Below are 17,278 nucleotides of genomic sequence, written 5' to 3'. Positions count from 1 at the left end.
CCCTGGGGGATGCTCCGGTCTATCATTGCATCAGTTTTTAACCAAACCATTATGCAACAAAAAATCACCTGGTTTCTGGGATGCGCCGGACTGATGGCGGGCTTTGCCTGCTCCTCCCCAAAAGAGGAAACGGTCAGTGAGGTCACTATCCTGGACGAGAAAATCAAGCCACTCTATGTGACCGGCACCCTGGATCATGACTCGGACGATCCGGCCATTTGGATCAATCCTGCGGATCCGGCGCAAAGCCTCATCGTGGGCACAGACAAGGACTCGCTGGGTGGGCTCTATGTCTTTGACCTCAAGGGAAACATCATCGACTCGCTCGTACGCAAGGGAATCCAGCGTCCGAATAATGTCGACATCGCCTATGGACTGCCCCTTGGCAGCAAAACAACAGACTTTGCCGTGACGGGTGAGCGGCTGACGTCCAAGCTGCGCTTTTTCTCCCTCCCGGACATGACCGAGATCAATCCGGGCGGCATCGAAGTCTACGAGGGCGAGACAGGTCCCGAGTACAAGGACCTGATGGGCGTAGCACTCTACAAAAGCCCCGCATCCGGAAAGACCTATGTGATCGCCGGCCGCAAAAACGGCCCGACGGACGGCTCTTACCTCTGGCAATACGAAGTTATCGGTTCGGAAAAGGGGATCGCCCTGAATCTCGTCAGGAAGTTTGGCAACTACTCCGGCAAGAAGGAGATCGAAGCCATCGCCGTGGATGCGGAGCTGGGCTATATCTACTATTCGGATGAGGGAGTGGGCGTGAGAAAGTACTACGCAGAGCCGGAGATGGGCAACGAGGAACTGGCCTTTTTCGCGACAGAGGGATTCACCGACGATCACGAGGGGATCTCCATCTACAAGACCGGTCCCGAGACCGGATACATCCTGGTGTCTGATCAGGCGGCGAATGTCTTTCAGGTATTCCCGCGCGAAGGAACTGCCGGCAATCCGCATCAGCATCCTGTTTTGAAAAAACTGGCACTGAGCACGGTCTCCAGCGACGGATCTGAGGTGACGAATGTCGCTTTGGGGCCAGACTTCCCGAAGGGACTGTTTGTGGCCATGTCCGACGACAAGACCTTTCAACTCTACAGCTGGGAAGACCTAGCCAAATCCATCGAAAAATAACCATTGCTACTTCATACAACCATGAAAAAAAATGTACTGACATTGCTTGCGATCCTGGCCTTTACTTGGGCTGGATTTGCACAGGGTATTCTGAAAGGAAAAGTGGTGGACAACCAGAACTTTTCGCTGCCAGGCGCCAATGTGATCCTGAAAGGAACCACCAAGGGGACGTTTACCAATCAAAGCGGGGAGTTTTCCATCCTGAATCTGGAAGCGGGTAACTATGAGGTCATCGTGACCTATCTGGGCTATAGGACTGTTGAAAAATCTGTTCAGATTGTCGCGCACTCGACCACGACCCTGGATTTCCAGCTGGAAGAGGGCACGATCGAAGGTACCGAGATCGTCATCTTTGGTGATCGGTTGAAAGGCCAGGCCAAAGCGCTCAACCAACAGAAAAACAACGCCAACATCACCAACATCGTCTCCTCCGATCAGATCGGTAGATTTCCCGATGCCAACGTGGGAGACGCCCTGAAGCGTATTCCGGGCATTACCATGCAAAATGACCAGGGCGAAGCCCGAAACATCGTCATCCGGGGGATGGCACCCCAGCTGAACTCCGTGACCTTGAATGGAGAGCGGATTCCTTCTGCGGAAGGCGACAACCGAAACGTGCAGATGGACTTGATCCCATCGGACATGATCCAGACCATCGAGGTGAACAAGGCCGTATTGCCCAGCATGGATGCTGATGCGATCGGAGGCTCGGTCAACTTGGTGACCAGACAGGCACCAAACGGACTGCGGGTTTCCGGCACGGCGGCTTCCGGTGTAAATCTACTCACCGACAAGCCGATCTGGACCGGAGCGCTGGTCTTGGGCAATCGCTTCTTTGACAATAAACTAGGCGTGATCCTCTCCGGTTCGTATAACAACCACACCTTTGGTTCGGACAACATCGAGGCCGTGTGGTATGATTCGGACGAAGGAGCTGTGCTCGAGGAGTTTGACATCCGCGAGTATCAGGTGCAGCGGGTGAGGCGATCCCTCACCTTGGCAGTCGACTACGACCTCAATGACAACCACAAACTCTTTGTTTCCGGGATGTATAACCACCGGGATGATTGGGAAAACCGATTCCGGATGCGTGTGAGCGAATTGAATGATTCCTTTGACGAGGGCGATTTCACCTCTACTGCCCCGGGAGTGTACCAAACCAAGGGCAGGGTGGAGTTTGAGACCAAAGGCGGACTCGACAATGGCCGCATCAAAGCTGCCAGACTCGAGGATCAGCGGGTTTACAACCTGACTTTGGGTGGGGATCACCTGTTCAATAAACTGAAGATGGACTGGAGCTTGACCTATGCCAAAGCCTCCGAGGAGCGACCGCACGAGCGCTACATTTCCTACCGTTCTTCCGGTCAGGATGTCACTGTTGACGTGTCCAATCCTGACAAGCCTTTGGCGATCCTCAGCAATCCGGCCGACAATCTTGCGATTGGTTTGAATGGAATCTCTGAGCAGTACAGCTATACCTACGATGAGGATTTGAACGGTAAGATTGATTTCAAACTTCCCTATTCTGACAAAGGAATCCTTCAGTTTGGTGCCAGATATCGTGGTAAAAACAAGGACAGAGCCAATAATTTCTACGAATACGAACCAACAGACGAAGACGCTTTCGGTGCGACTATCGGCGATGTGCCCAACCACAACTACTCAGATCCCAACTTTCTGGTGGGTTCCCAGTACGCAGTCGGAACTTTCGTGGAGCCCAAGTTTTTGGGTGGGCTGGATCTGAAAAACAGCTCAGAATTTGAAGAGACGGATCTTTTGGAAGAGTATGTAGCTGGAAATTTTACTGCGAAAGAGCAAATCACCGGCGGGTACGTGATGGCCGATCATCAGTTTAGCCAGAAGTTGTCCGTGATCGGTGGCCTGCGAATCGAGAATACGGCCATCGACTATCAGGGCAATATCTTTGACATCGACAATGAAACTGTTGAGCCGACCGAAGGCGAGCAAAACTACACGAACGTGATGCCCGGCTTGCACTTCAAGTACGATGCCAACGAAAACACGATCATCCGACTGGCTTGGACCAATACCATTGCGCGACCCAACTACTATGACTTGGTTCCTTATGCGGCATTTAGCCCGGAAGATGAGGAGTTGGAAAGAGGGAATCCCAATCTGAAGCCGGCGACTTCCATGAACTTTGATCTGATGGCTGAGCGCTACTTTGAAAACGTGGGTCTGTTTTCCGGAGGAGCCTTTTACAAGGATATCGATGACTTCGTGTACACGATCACCACGCAGGGATACTCCGATCCGCAGTTTGGCTCCGACCTGCAATACTCCAGACCTGAGAATGGCGGAACTGCCCAAGTCTATGGCTTTGAGACATCTTTCCAGCGCCAGATCTTCAAAAACTTCGGCGTGTATCTGAACTACACCTACACCAAGTCGAGCACGACCGGTATCGAGGGTAGGGAGGAAGAAGATCTTCAGCTTCCCGGCACTGCCGGTAACATGTTCAACGCGTCACTTTCGTATGAAAACAAGCGATTCGTAGCCCGGGTCTCTCTCAACTACGCTTCCGACTACCTGGATGAACTGGGTGGAGAAGGATTTGAGGACAGGTTCTATGACAAGCAGACCTTCCTGGACGTGAATGCTTCCTACGCCATCACGCCCAAGTGGAGAGTCTTTGCCGAAGGCAACAACCTGACCAACCAGCCGCTTCGCTACTATCAGGGCACCCAAGCCCGAACCATGCAGGCAGAGTATTACAATGCCCGCTTCAATTTCGGGTTGAAGTTTGATTTGGTGGACTAGAACATTGAAGGCAAGTATTTAGAATTTAAAAACAAGAATGCCCCTCGACTCCGCTCGGGGTGACACCGCAGTGAGGGCAGATACTTAGCAATCTTGTCAATAAAATTTAAGAGCAATGCCCACGGATTTTCGTGGGCATTTTTTCTTGTATTATTTCTTGGGACAAACAAAGTCATGGACTCAGAAATACTTGTAAGCACAGCTCTCTCTTCTGCTAATATGCATCGATCCCCATGAATCTGTTTTGATTCAGTCGGTGGTTATTTGAGAAGATTTTTTTGCTCCAATGATCACTCATTTTGAAAAAATGCAGGAATAGCAAAATTGAGTCTTAAATATGAAAATAGAAATAGTAAATATGATAGGAGATGAGATAGAGATGAAATTTTAAATAGTTAAAAGTAGTTGTAATACAGGTGTAGTTGCGTATGAAATAAGGTTAAAATAATTTTTATTTAAAAGTTAAATTAGGTGTATTGAGTTTATAAATGTGGGTAATGGTTAGTTTTAGTATTTATCGATTTGGCTCTTAAGTATTTTTAAACATAGGAAGAAATATTAAATAATATGTATACATTTATGTGATTGGTAAAAATGAAACACGAGATTTACAGGCTTTTGCCGGTATTTATAATTTTTGCAGTTTTTGTCTATAGCCAAGCTGCTTCGTTTTCTTGACGATTATCCGCTACACTCCATTTTAGTTATTGTTCAATTGGTATTGTGGCGAATAACCAGATCCTAAGATTTTTTTGTTGCTGATTCGAAAATCGGTAAACGGGTTCTACGATTTTTTGAATCAAATTGGAAAAATAATTTTTAAGGACCCTGCCTAAACAACAATAATTATGTCAAAACAACCTTTAGAATTAAAAGCCATTCAGGAGGCCATCTCAAAAGACGCCGCAGAATGGGAGGCTGGCATTACTGCTGTCTCAGAACTCAGCCAGGCCGAGAAAGAAAGACTTCTTGGCTATACACCTGGACCTGATGATCCTAGTCTTGAAGAACAAGAAGCAATGGGGAAATCGGCGCTCCAAGCTTATCAAAGCATGGCGTTCAGTTCATTCGCTGCGCCTACTGCCATTGACTGGAGAAATAATGGAGGGAATTTCGTGACACCGGTAAAAAACCAAGGCGGATGCGGCTCATGCGTCTCTTTTGGTACCATTGCATCTGTCGAGTCTCAGGTGAAAATTCAGCGGGGGGCCGGTTATGCTGTAGATCTTTCAGAAGCCCAGCTTTTCTATTGCCACGCACGGCAAGAAGGTCGAAACTGTGGAAATGGTTGGTGGCCCGATAAGGCGATGAAAGCATTTCAGGACAAAGGCGTCACCCGCGAGGCTTCTTATCCCTATACCGCTGGTGATCAAAATTGCTCCGGTCTTGCCTCAGACTATGCAAGCTACCTCACGAAAATTGCCGGCTACTCTAAAATATCGGGAATTGAGCCGATTAAGGAATATGTTGCAACAAAGGGGCCTGTAGAGGCTTGTTTTACGGTCTACCAAGATTTCTACAACTATACGTCAGGAATTTACAGGCATATAACCGGGTCATCGGTAGGTGGCCATTGTGTTTGTATTGTAGGATATAATGCTTCCCAGCAGTATTGGATATGCAAAAACAGTTGGGGTACAGGTTTCGGTGAGTCGGGATATTTTAAAATTAAGTTTGGTGAATGTGGCATTGAAGGGCAGGTTTATGGCCCTACTGCAATCATCAACGACGACCAGCTCAACAGCGTAAAAATCACCGGGCTTTGGGCCAACGGAGAAAACCGTAATGGTTGGGTATATGCATCAGGCTATGGATGGAAAAAAATCACTACCAAAAGTGACGAGGCATTCATCACCATGCTTACCCAGTTGGCTTCTGCCAAAGTAACAGGTACCAATTGCAATTTAACGATCTCCAACGGTCAGATTTCAAAAATATATATCTTTTAATATCATGGCAAAGCAAACAAAAAATCCAGTGAGTGTTCCTCCCGTCGAGGAATCAACTCGAGCAGCACAAACAAACGAAGCTCCTGAAATTCAAGCTTCAGAGCTCAGTTCATCCAGTTTGGCGGATGATAGTATGCCAAGCCTCACTCCGCCCTCAGAAAGCAGTTCTTCGGAAGAGGGCTTTGGAGCTGGAGTCTGGAATAACTCAAAAAAAGTAAATGCACTTTATACTACTGACGGATCTAAAAATTCCTGGATGAGTATAGTCGGCACAGGATGGGTTAGACTCAATACCCTGACAGATTCTGGTCACATTGCGCTCACCATATTAGCTGCGGCGGCCAAGGAGAAAAATTCGAACGTGAATTATCTTCTTGATTCCAACCAAGCTAAGGAAATGTACGTTTGGTAATAAATAAAAAAGGGTACGGATTGTTGATCTGTACCCCTTTTTTTGAAAATTGTATGTATGGAAAAGCATGTTTCACTTAGTGACAATAAGACCGAAATCCTTCTTAAAAAGGGAGATTTTCTTACTATCACTTTATCAGAAAATGGGACTACGGGATTTTTATGGCATTTAGCTGGAAATCAAGGCAAAGGAGCGAATCTTGTTGCCAGCGAATTTAAAAAAAACGGCGACGGTATGGGAGCTGCAGGTAAGCGGATTATAAAATGGGAATTCCTTGAATCTGGCAGTTACCTGCTCAAATACGAACTCAAACAGGCTTGGGGCACAGATATAGACCAAACTTTTGAAATTCGGGTAACGGTTTCTTGAATGTCACCTTTAGTTTTATTCGAAACCGGCGGTTCATTCCAAATAGTACCGTGGGCTGGATTTTTTGTGAGTCTTCCATCAATAGGGGGGGCTTCTTCCAGCTAAAGTACTTAAATCCAATCCAAGGAATTTCGTTTTGCGAGCTTGTTCTGTCGGAATTTGCTGGGCGTCATTCCCGATTCTCTTTTGAATTGCGAACTGAGGTAAGCGACGCTGCTGTAGCCCAATTTATCAGCTATTTCAGATAGCGTTAACTGGTCATAAGTCAGGAATTCTTTGACTTTTTCTAGTTTTTGTCGGGTGATGAATTTTTCGATGGTGATTCCTTCGACTTGGGAAAAAACCTTGCTGAGTGAGGAGTACTCCTGATTGAGCTTTTCAGTTAAAAAGGTAGAGTAATTCACAGTTAGATTTTGTGTCGAATGATGAATCTGCTGAACGATCAGGGCTTTTATCTGAGAAATCAGCGCAGCATTTCTAGATTCAAGCAATTCAAACCCCTTGGATTCCAGTGTAGTAGTAAGGAGTGCTTTTTGAGTTGGAGTCAGGGGGGATTTTAGAGTGACTTTTCCCAACTCGATCCTGGAAAATGGGACTTCTACAGCTTGCATAGCGTTTTCGACCGCTTCTATGCAACGCGGACAAACCATGTTTTTGATAATAAGTTCGGTTTCCATGAGGGATGTTTCAAAGATGGTATAACGTCCACTTTTGCACCAAAAGTTCTAATTGTTGAAAGCTAATCCTAAAAACAAGCATTCTTGAGGATAATTAAGTAGTTGACGCAATATTCCTTTGGCACAGCAAAACAAAGCGACGGAAGTGGTGAAAATGAAAAAGCCCTGGAAAGACTTCCAAGGCTTTGAACGAAGTAGTGCTATGAGCTTAGAACGCCAGTGCCGCAAGCCCCAATTTTGATTTTAGCGGATTGATCGCCTTGAGCACATTTCCCATATATTTCTGTGTCAAATCGCTGCCAAGGAGTCCTGTGAGGAACTTCATACGGCCATTTTTCAAATTCAGAATACTGGATTTTTTGGCATCGTCTGAGTCGGATCCTCCAGTGATTTTCATCAATTGATCCACAAAAGACTTGTTGTTGTCTTTCAATTTGGTGCTTTGATCGCCGGTCAAGTCTAGTCCACTGGTATTGTCTAGAATTCCCAACACCTGACTGGACAGTGCGTCTGTGCCTACTTTAGGAATATTTGGAATCTGAGCCTGAGCGGCAAAAGCAAAGAACAACAGGAAAAGGAAAGCTGAAATAAATTTTGATTGGCTCATGATTTTTGAAGTTTGATAAAAGGCTAAATTTAGAAATACTTAGGTTTTTAAAAAGCTTGATGGAGTTGTATTGTAAGAAAACTCCGCGGATAGTATTGTGGTTTTGGATTGGCGGAGGAATAATTTCTATTTTCCAAACAGTCCCTTACCCAAATCAATAACACCACCGAGGTCTATTGCACTCGGATTGTTGTCACTCCCGAAGATCGAGCTCAAAACACTTCCCAGTCCACTCTTTTCTCCATTTTTCATAGAGTCGACCACAGATTCCTGAATTTCTTCATTGGCTAGAGGAGCATCATTTACCTTTTTGTTAAAAAGGTTCAGGAGCATAGGCAAGGCTACCGACGCGATTGAAAGTGCTTTTTGAGAATCGATTCCCAATTTTTCGCTGAGCCCACTGACCAGGTCGCCTTTCAAGTGATTTACCGTTGGACTGTCCGGGTCGGTTTCTTTTCCAGAAAACATCTCCATCACGCCGTCGAAGTTGCCAGAACTTGCCTGCTTCTGGATCACACCCAGAAAAGTCTCTTTCACAGCGCTTGCGGAGTCCGCATTTCCACCGGTTTGGCCCAGCAAATCCTTCAACGGCCCATCCGCTGCTTTTAACAATTGGTCTATCATATCAGTAAAAGTTTGATTTGCTTAAAGTTGCATAGAATAATCTTGGACTTCAAGTGGTGTGCCGGTTTTCATTGAGAGTAACGCGCGGTTAGGATGAATGTTTTTTTGATCGTTTTTTGAGCCTGTCTGATCTTTGAGGGCTGTTTGCGGTGGATTCCATCCTGCTTTTCGGCCGATAATTTTATTCGCGCTTTTGAGCAAAGAGCCAGTCCAATACGCCTGGAGTATCAGTCACAATGTCCCAGCTATGGCCGCCATGGGGGGATTCGGTGTAGCGGGGATTTCCGCCTGCCTTTCTGATCGCTGCTATCATATCCCTTGAGCCACTCACGGGGACATTTCGGTCATTGGCTCCGTGAAAAGCCCAAATAGGAACCTCAAGCATGTTTTCGGCCTGTTTGAGATCACCTTCTCCTGCTACCGGAATTGCTGCGGCAAATTTTTCCGGATGTTTGCCGATAAAATTCCAGGTGCCATATCCTCCTAGCGAATGACCGACCACATATAGTCTGCTTTGATCGATCGAAAACTCTGCTTCTAAGGCTTCAATGCTTTCGAAGACCAAGGAATCTATCGCAGGCAAATCGGGAAGGTTTCCCCAAGAAGATCCGGGTGGACACTGCGGTACGAAAACGAAAGCGGCAAATTTTTCACGGTTTGCGGTGTTTGCAAGCAATCTGGCAAACAAGGATCCATCGAATTGCCTGATATTATCTGTTCCCCAGCCCGCACCGCCGTGCAGACAGATCACCATGGGGTATCGCTTACCGGGGTCATAGTATTTTGGCAGAAGCAGGCGATACAGCAGGGTGTCACCATCTTCGTTCACAAACCTTCTTGTTTCAAAGGGTTCCGCAATGGCTTTGGTACGCTCAGAGACATGTGTGACGCCATAGCTTTCCGTAGCCAAGTTGATTCCCAATATCAAAATCAACAGCAAGGCTATGGCTCCCAAAGCAAAGAAAGACTCAGAAACCTTGGAGCGGACAGAAGTCTCTTTGGAGCGTACCAACATACTGAGTTCTTTATAAAATAACACGATTAAAGGGACTGGAAGCAGGCTGCTGACTAATGTTACCCAATGATTGAATTTGATGAGCTCGGGACTGAGAGGGTTTGGCTGCTCGACCCAGCTCCAGATCAAGAGGCAAGCAGCTAAACCTGTGGCGATCAACGTGAAGATGCCGCTGACCTTTAGCCAGTAGTTTTTCCCCGCACTCGAAAAAATGAGACCGAGTCCATATACAAAGGCCAAAGCCAGGGAAAGAACGGTCAGGGGCGGATAGAAGGGCGCTAACTCTTTTATAGGAAGCAAAAAGGCAACATAGAAGGAGGTAAGTTGCAAAAGCTGCCCCGCCATCGATATAATACCCAGTATAAAAACGGCTCGGAATCCCTTATGGTGAAAATACTTGAGAACCACAGCAAACCCTACCAAAAGCACTGCCGCCAATACAAGTATCCATTGGGAAAACGAAGACAATTGATAAATCTGAAAGTCAATCTGGAAAATGACAATGCTCTGAACAACTGCCGCCAAGACATAGAGGCTAAGAAAATACATTCCGGAAACGTAATCATCTCGACGCATGGTGAGGGGATTTAGTGGCTAAGCGGACTTGGTGACTAGATGAATAGCATGACACCAATATCGGCTTATTCTTCAACCAAGTCCAATACTAAACCGGCATCGGTCAAGTTTGCCGAACTGAGACCAATTCGGTAAGTGTAAAAGCCATTTTTGAGTGGCATCTCACCGACATAGTCATTTGGAACTAGAGATAGGTCTTTTCCTTCGGCCTCCAGCCATACGGCTCCGAATCGAAAGGCATATTCGAATTCACGGTATTCTGAGGTAGTTCTCAAAAGAATATCCCCAAAAGCCTGCTCGACGCTTCCAGTTTGAATCACCACATTTTCATAATTGACATCGGAGTTGTTTTGCACCCGGATGAAAACCCCGTTTGGTCTGCCATCCTGAATACCGCAGGCGCCGAGAAAAAGAAAAAGTAGCGTAAGAACTCCACTGATTTTCATGACAGAAGATAACAAAAATCAAGTGGGATCAAAAGGTTGTGCCCGTCTGGAGGAGTTTTCCTATTGTGGTGGTTAGACTTTGATTTGCGAAGCACCGCAATTCCGTAGGTCAGGGAAGGGGCAACCACGCCTGACGGATATTCATCCCGATCAATGTTACCGGAAGCTATCCAACCGCTAGACGGAAGAGGTTTTGGGAACGATCGATTTTAAATGTATTCGGAATCCCGCCTACCAGCCTATCCCTGACTGAGAATGCACAGACTCTCCTCCAAAGCCTCAACAGAGTGGGTGATCTCTACCGGAATGTCTACTTCTTCGTATTGGGCAAGCTCGACGACTTTGTCTCCCTCCTTATACACCACGGATCCCTGCAGTACGGTAAGCTTGGATGGGATATGCGCTTTGTGATCTCGGAAGACCATTCCGGCTTTGAAACCCACCAATAGCACTTTGAAATTGTCTCCCTTGTGTAGCGCTCTCGCAACTGGATGGGTGGAGGTGGGTAGGCTTGCGAAAATCTCTGTGATCGTGGACATGATTTTTGTGGATTTGGATTTAGATAGGGACGTAAGCTGCCGATTTTTTAAAAATGAATAGGATTCAAAAGCTTGACTAAAGTGAAACCAATTTAGCAATCTCAGGGCACGCCTCCGAATTTTTCTACCGAAAGGTAACAGTCACGGCCAAACCCGCCGCGGAGGATATGGGGTTGAACCGAAACTGCAGCTCGAAAATAAATTTTCATCGCTGGGGCTGAATTGGAGGGATTATGTGGAAGAAAATCAGGCGAATGAAAGTTAGGCCGATGAAAGGGTCTGATTAAAGAGGTCTCCGGCTGTTTTTTTTACCTGATGTTTTTAAATAAAAAAGCGATGGATTCCACCGCTTTTCTCCCGATTAATATCCGGCATCTAAAGGCGGTGGGCCATCCGGCACGATTCCTTTGTAGACATAATCTCCTTTTTTCTCCTTAAACTCCGCTTTGATTTCGCTTCGCAACATTTCATTTTGGTACAAGTCTACCATGGTCATGGCAAGTGCTTTGGCTGCATAGCCCATTCCTTTGTGACCGATGGACATTCCTCCGGAAGCCACGACAGCCCAAGAGTGCCAAGGCGTGCCATTCGGCGCGGTAGTTGCGCTCATCCGGATCGTCGGTACCACCCAACTGACGTCACCCACATCCGTACTTCCGCCCATGCTGTGCTCTTGAGTCTCCTCCATCGGTTCGATCTTGGAGACCACGCCGATTTGCGGTTTGCCCGTTGCTTCCTGGATTTTCTTTGCAAAAATCTGTTCTTCTTCTGTGTAAGAAATCGAGCCAAGTGTTTCGAGATTTTGCTGCATCACTGCCGACCCGGTACGATTGACTAGGATCTCGTGAATTCCGGAAACCAATGTGACTTTGTAATCCACGTTGGCCAGGATCGCTGCGCCTTCGGCCATTTTCTCCACCTGTTTCCAAACCGGCTCCAAACCCTCACGACTCGAATCTCTCACTCGTACCCATATCCGGCTGTAATCTGGCACGACATTGACCACCTGCCCTCCATCCTGGATGTGGTAGTGTATTCTGACGGTGGGTTTGATATGCTCGCGATAGTAGTTGATGCCGTTGGCGTAGAGTTCGAGTGCATCGGAGGCAGAGCGGCCGTTCCAGGGATCGGCTGCGGCATGAGCTGCCTGCCCGTTGAATTCTACGATAAAGTCCACCATGGCTAATCCTTTTTGGACGGAAGTCTGTGTTTCCGCCGCCGGATGCCAGTCCATCATCACATCCACGTCATCCATCAGTCCCGCACGGATCATCCAGAGTTTTCCAAAATATTTTTCTTCGGCAGGAGTGCCATAGAATCGAACGGTGCCCTTGAGTTTTCCTTCGGCAATCAGATCCTTGATCGCAGCGGCGGCACTGAGGGAAGCGACTCCAAAAAGATTGTGCCCACAACCATGACCGGGTGCGTCCTCGTGAAGCGGACTTTTGAAGGGAACCTTGTTTTGGGAAAGACCCGGTAAGGCGTCGAATTCACCCATAATGCCAATAATCGGACTGCCCGAACCATATTCCGCGACAAATGCCGTGGGAATTTCCCCGACACCCCGGGTAACTTTGAAGCCTAATTCTTCTGCATATCCCGACAGTGCGGCGGCAGACTGGGTTTCATGAAAGGCCGTTTCTTCGAAAGACCAGATTTTGTCGCTGAGTTCGGTCATGTCCGCAAACCGGGTGTCGATGGTCTGTTGGACACTTTGTTTGAGTGGATCGGGTTTGGCAGCTTTCTTTTGTGCAAAGAGCGGAGTGGCTGAGAGGAGGAGTGCAGCCGCAAGTCCCAGGTAAAGTTTCTTCATAAGGGTTGAAAGTCTTGTAAGGTTCAGTCCAATAAGATAAGGATTGTACTCAAAAGAAGAAGGGTCTGAAATTTGAATGGCGAAAAGGAGGGAAGAACAGTCTGTCAAAACTTGCCACTGACGGCCAGCTGTGTTGGATCAAATCAAATTCCAACTTAGATTGGCAAGAAGCTTTTGGCGGCTTTTTGCAATCCTGAAATAGAATAAATCATGAATTTCCACTACCTCCCCGATTTTGATGAAATGAGCCGAAAAGGCTTCGAGATCGTCAAAGCCGAAATCGAACAGAAGCCTGATTTGCTTTTTTGCGTAGCAAGCGGTGGATCTCCTTCCGGTCTCTACGCTGAAATGGTGGCTCAACAAAAACATGATCCTGAATTTTGCACAAGCCTGAGAGTCGTCAAACTGGACGAATGGGGAGGGTTGGAGCCGGGCTCTACGTTTACTTCCGAATTTGACGTGCAGGGCAAGTTTATCCTACCTCTGGGAATCTCCCCGGATCGGTATTTGACGATAGATCCTTTTACGAATGATCCAGCCGCCGCCTGTGCAGAAATGAAAGCACAACTCAGAGAGACAGGCCCAGTCGATATTTGCATCTTAGGGATTGGAGTCAACGGACATATCGCGCTAAATGAACCCGCCGAAGGCCTCGAACCTGGATACCATGTAGGGGAACTGGCAGCAACTTCCCTGAACCACGGCATGATCAAATCGCTGAAGCAGCCGCCGACCTTTGGGATGACCATGGGAGTGGGGGAGATTCTCAGCTCCAAAAAGATCATCCTGTTTATCTCGGGTTCGGGAAAAAAGGATGCTTTCGAGCAGCTTCTAAAGGAAGAAGTAAGGACGCAATTTCCGGCGTCACTGCTTTGGCTCCATCCCAACGTGGATGTCTTGATCGATCAACGTGTAGTTTAGAGTGCCGTTATCTTCGGTAAGGATTTTCAACAAGTGAAATTTCGATTTAAAAATTTATGCCACAAATGCACGGTTTTATCTGTGCATCTGTGGCATTTAACAATTCATTTTTAAGTTAACCGATCGCTAGTTCTGTTTCACCGCGGTAGTGTCTGGTTTGGCTGCAGGTGCTGCTGTTTTTGGGAAAAAGCCTTTCAACAGCTTCTTGGCTTCATCGACGGCCTTGTCTTTGGTAGCATCGGTCTGTTTGCTCAGCTCTTTTTTCACACTGTCCTGCAAGGCGGCGGATTTGACCTGAAGCTGCTGCTTGACACTGTCTTGAGCCGCGTTAAACTGTTTGGTAGCCTCCGCTTGCAATTTTTCTGACTCCCCGCTGACCCGTGCTTTGAGCGCATTGGTGAGCAAGGTTTCGATGCTGTTGCCTCCGGCCAAAGAAATCTTCGGGGCATTGTACGAGCCTGTCAGATTCAGCGCGAGCGGAATCGTGGTGTTTTCGCTTGCAGAAGTACCGGAGATACTTGCCAAAAGTGCGTTCGCCTGGCCGCCTAATTTTCCGGCAGGAATGTCCATGTTGATCAGGTAATTGATCGAGCCGTCAAAACCGGCCGAGCCCTGCACGTTTGCCTGATAATCCCAAAGCTTCACATCAAACGGTCGCACATCCATCACGCCGTTGTTGATGGAAATAGGAATGGAGATATTTTTCAATTGTAGTGTATTCGCATCTTTCAGGCTCGTCACACTGGTGATGCCGGACAGGATTTTGCTGTCTTTCAACGCTGCTTCCGCGACTTTTAACAGGCCATTTCCGTCCAGACTGGATAGCAAAGGCATCATATCCAAGCCTAAAGTTCCGGAGAAAGCCAGCGTTGAATTGAACTTCCCGGCTAGGTGCTGCGCAATGGGAGCGAAGACTTTGACCGAATTGAAGGATCGGAATGCTTCAGCGATGCTGAGATCCGCGAGATTCAGATTGAAATCAAATTTGGGAGCGCTCAAGTCTCTGGGATCATAACTTCCACTGAGTCCAATCGATCCGCCAAGTGTATTCATCGACGCATCCGAAAAGCCCAAAACTCCGTCTTTCAAGCGCATTTTGCCTTTCACTTCTTTGAGGCTCATGTTGTCATAGAGCACCTCATTGGCAGCGACTGACATGTTGAAATCGATGTTTTTCGGAAGTTCGATCACAGTCAATGGAGCACTTGTGGTGTCTGCGGTATTGTCCTCACTCATCCACTCGTTGACATTGAACCGGCTACTGTTCAAAGCGAGCTGACCGGTCAATACTCCAGCTTCCCCGAGGAAATAATCCATGTAATTCGAGAGGAATCCGGTTGCTTTTACCGGGCTTTCTCCGATTTTGGAGTCGAACTCCGTCAGATTGATTCGTTCTGGAGTGAATTCCGCCGTGGCTTTAGCAATCTGAATTCCTTGAGGAACGTCGACTGAGGTATACGTAAAGTTGGAAACAGCCATATTTCCACGGGTTTCCAATTGGCTGTATTTCCCTGATTCAACCGCAGCATACGAACCTTTTGTATTGAGATCCAGCAGGATTTTTCCCGCCATGCTCATATCATCCATGGGGAAAATGGCCAGGATTTTCTCCAAGTCCACCCCCCCGGAGATTTCTCCATCCCAGAAGAGTTTGTCCATGTCGTTGATTTTCATCTTTCCGCTGACAGTTTCACCTTCCAGCACAAAACCGAACCGACTAAGGTCAATCAAGAAATCGGTCATCTTTCCGCTTGGATTCTGAATGCTGGCATCCACCGTCAGGTTTTCGATCGGGGCAGGGTAGTCAGCGCTTTTTGCGTAGCCATTTGCCAAAAGGAGTTTCGCGTTGATTGCCGGGATCACGCCCGCCACCGAGTCATAGCGACCCTTTGCCTGGGCGTTGATGTCGAGCGATCCTTTCAGTGTCATCCCTTCAATTGGGAAAATGGACGTGAGCTCTTCCAGATTGAGTTTCCCGTTGAGTGCCGCATCGAGGTCGTAGTGAACCAAATCGCTGAGATGAAGTCTGCCTGAGACGGGATTGCTGCCAAAGTCGAGATTGAAAGCGGAAATGTCAACCGCCGTTTGCTCGATGATTCCCGTCTCGTTCTTTACCCGAAGGTCAAGATTCACGTTTTTGACGGGCTTCGGCAAATCAGGGTATTGAAACATCCCATCGGCTATTTTCAGAGAAATGTCGAAGGCAGGGATCTTCTCCTCATTGTAGATTCCTTTTGCTTTTCCCTGAAAATCCATTGTCCCGGCCGTTTGTAGACTGGAGAAGCTTTCGGAATAAATTCCGGGAACCAAGGAAAGTATGCTCTTGAATTCATTGTCTTTGCCGGTCATTTCGATGTCCATTTCGATGTCGTCGCCCGGCATAGCCAGGTAGCCGGAAAGGCCGAAAAGAAACTCATTCAACTTGAATTCACCCTCTCCGAGCGTGAATTTCATATTTTTCATATCTACGGTCAGGTCTGTCTCTCCAGAAAATTCCTTGTTGGAAAGATAGCTGACCCCGCCATAGCTGATGTCGGCGATCAAAGCTTCAAGTTGGATCGGAAGCTCATAAACATCCGTCGTGAACTCACCCGCACCGACAGCATTGATGCCACCCAAGGCCATGAAATAGTCCAGTTGACGATCGTCATAGACCAGATTCAGGTTGTTGACTTCGATTTTGTCCACACCGATTTGCATTGTACTTTCTACCGAATCGGCCAGGGTATCGTCCGAAGAAACGGCGATGTCATAGTTGGCTTGACCATCTGCGAGGACTTTGATGTAGAGATTTCCCCCGTCAAGATGTACACCCGTCAGAGTGGGGTAGTCGTCAAAAAGAACAGATTTCAGATTGAAATCAACCGCAAGCTCGCGAACTGACAAAAGGGTATCATTCTCGAAAGGAGCGTAGCCGACTATCCCAAAATCTTTGATGGTCGCCGAAACACTGGGAAAACTCCTAAAGATGCTGAGACTGATATTGTCCAAGTCGAGAATCACCTGTGCATCCACAGATTGGGCAATTTCCTGGTCAATACGGGCAGCAATCTTGTCTTTGAACATAAAGGGAAGTGCGATCGCTGCGGCAATCAGAAAGAAAAATATTCCTAGGATGATCAATAAAGTCTTTTTCATAATCGGGTTTTATTAATATACGGGAGCTTTTTGCCCATAGAGATTTCATGCAACACTAATCAATGTGACGTGTTTCAGGCAATATTCGGTTAAAATCTTTGCAAGTTTTAAGCCGAAGACATAATCGATTTACTTAAAAGTCGGAAAAGCCCGGAAGCAAGAGGCATGAAATCTTTGTGTAATGGCAAAAAAAGGTCGAACAAAAATTGATTTGAGGTGCGGGCGAGGGCGAACGCCCCGTTAGTTCCTAAATCTATTTGGGAAAAGAAGGTATGAG

General features: G+C 47.2%; 14 protein-coding genes. 6 read left to right on the top strand and 8 right to left on the bottom strand.

The annotated features are described in order from the left end of the window. Positions 1-51 precede the first annotated feature (51 nt). The 5 genes from ABD031_RS05385 to ABD031_RS05365 all read left to right on the top strand — a co-directional run bounded on the left by ABD031_RS05385 (position 52) and on the right by ABD031_RS05365 (position 6,645). Positions 52-1,134 carry a phytase gene (locus ABD031_RS05385; protein WP_343849219.1) on the top strand — a complete coding sequence of 361 codons (1,083 nt, stop codon included), beginning with the start codon at positions 52-54 and terminating at the stop codon, positions 1,132-1,134. Between the two features lie 21 nt (positions 1,135-1,155). After that, positions 1,156-3,915 carry a TonB-dependent receptor gene (locus ABD031_RS05380; RefSeq protein ID WP_343849217.1) on the top strand — a complete coding sequence of 920 codons (2,760 nt, stop codon included), beginning with the start codon at positions 1,156-1,158 and terminating at the stop codon, positions 3,913-3,915. A gap of 848 nt (positions 3,916-4,763) precedes the next feature. Beyond that, the gene (locus ABD031_RS05375) at positions 4,764-5,864 is read left to right on the top strand and encodes a C1 family peptidase (RefSeq protein WP_343849215.1); all 1,101 of its coding nucleotides are present in this window, start codon (positions 4,764-4,766) and stop codon (positions 5,862-5,864) included. Positions 5,865-5,868: 4 nt separating this feature from the next. Next, positions 5,869-6,276, top strand: coding sequence for a hypothetical protein (locus tag ABD031_RS05370; RefSeq protein WP_343849213.1), 408 nt, complete (start codon positions 5,869-5,871; stop codon positions 6,274-6,276). Between the two features lie 57 nt (positions 6,277-6,333). Then, the gene (locus ABD031_RS05365) at positions 6,334-6,645 is read left to right on the top strand and encodes a protease inhibitor I42 family protein (RefSeq protein WP_343849211.1); all 312 of its coding nucleotides are present in this window, start codon (positions 6,334-6,336) and stop codon (positions 6,643-6,645) included. 110 nt (positions 6,646-6,755) lie between these two features. On the opposite strand, the gene ABD031_RS05360 is transcribed toward ABD031_RS05365, so the two are convergent. From ABD031_RS05360 to ABD031_RS05330, 7 genes are all read right to left on the bottom strand, one after another. Continuing rightward, positions 6,756-7,322 carry an AraC family transcriptional regulator gene (locus ABD031_RS05360; RefSeq protein WP_343849209.1) on the bottom strand — a complete coding sequence of 189 codons (567 nt, stop codon included), beginning with the start codon at positions 7,320-7,322 and terminating at the stop codon, positions 6,756-6,758. A gap of 208 nt (positions 7,323-7,530) precedes the next feature. After that, positions 7,531-7,929, bottom strand: a complete 399-nt coding sequence (locus tag ABD031_RS05355; RefSeq protein ID WP_343849207.1) for a hypothetical protein — start codon at positions 7,927-7,929, stop codon at positions 7,531-7,533. Positions 7,930-8,055: 126 nt separating this feature from the next. Then, positions 8,056-8,553 carry a DUF937 domain-containing protein gene (locus ABD031_RS05350; RefSeq protein WP_343849205.1) on the bottom strand — a complete coding sequence of 166 codons (498 nt, stop codon included), beginning with the start codon at positions 8,551-8,553 and terminating at the stop codon, positions 8,056-8,058. A gap of 181 nt (positions 8,554-8,734) precedes the next feature. Next, positions 8,735-10,144 (bottom strand): carboxylesterase family protein, encoded by a 1,410-nt coding sequence (locus ABD031_RS05345; RefSeq protein WP_343849203.1) that lies wholly within the window; start codon positions 10,142-10,144, stop codon positions 8,735-8,737. Between the two features lie 65 nt (positions 10,145-10,209). Beyond that, positions 10,210-10,590, bottom strand: a complete 381-nt coding sequence (locus ABD031_RS05340; RefSeq protein ID WP_343849201.1) for a hypothetical protein — start codon at positions 10,588-10,590, stop codon at positions 10,210-10,212. Between the two features lie 239 nt (positions 10,591-10,829). Beyond that, complete coding sequence (locus tag ABD031_RS05335; protein ID WP_343849199.1) at positions 10,830-11,129, bottom strand: cupin domain-containing protein; 300 nt, start codon at positions 11,127-11,129, stop codon at positions 10,830-10,832. A 361-nt stretch (positions 11,130-11,490) separates the two neighbouring features. Continuing rightward, on the bottom strand, positions 11,491-12,942 hold the full coding sequence (locus ABD031_RS05330) for an amidohydrolase (protein ID WP_343849198.1): 1,452 nt from the start codon (positions 12,940-12,942) through the stop codon (positions 11,491-11,493). A gap of 210 nt (positions 12,943-13,152) precedes the next feature. On the opposite strand from ABD031_RS05330, the gene ABD031_RS05325 reads away from it, so the two are divergent. Then, on the top strand, positions 13,153-13,863 hold the full coding sequence (locus tag ABD031_RS05325; protein WP_343849196.1) for a 6-phosphogluconolactonase: 711 nt from the start codon (positions 13,153-13,155) through the stop codon (positions 13,861-13,863). Between the two features lie 126 nt (positions 13,864-13,989). On the opposite strand, the gene ABD031_RS05320 is transcribed toward ABD031_RS05325, so the two are convergent. Continuing rightward, positions 13,990-17,001 (bottom strand): AsmA-like C-terminal region-containing protein, encoded by a 3,012-nt coding sequence (locus ABD031_RS05320; RefSeq protein ID WP_343849194.1) that lies wholly within the window; start codon positions 16,999-17,001, stop codon positions 13,990-13,992. Positions 17,002-17,278 lie beyond the last annotated feature (277 nt).

The organism is Algoriphagus jejuensis (genome assembly GCF_039523455.1).
Lineage (GTDB): Bacteria > Bacteroidota > Bacteroidia > Cytophagales > Cyclobacteriaceae > Algoriphagus > Algoriphagus jejuensis.
The sequence above is the reverse complement of the archived record's forward strand: the minus strand, read 5'-3'. Positions and strand labels throughout refer to the sequence as shown.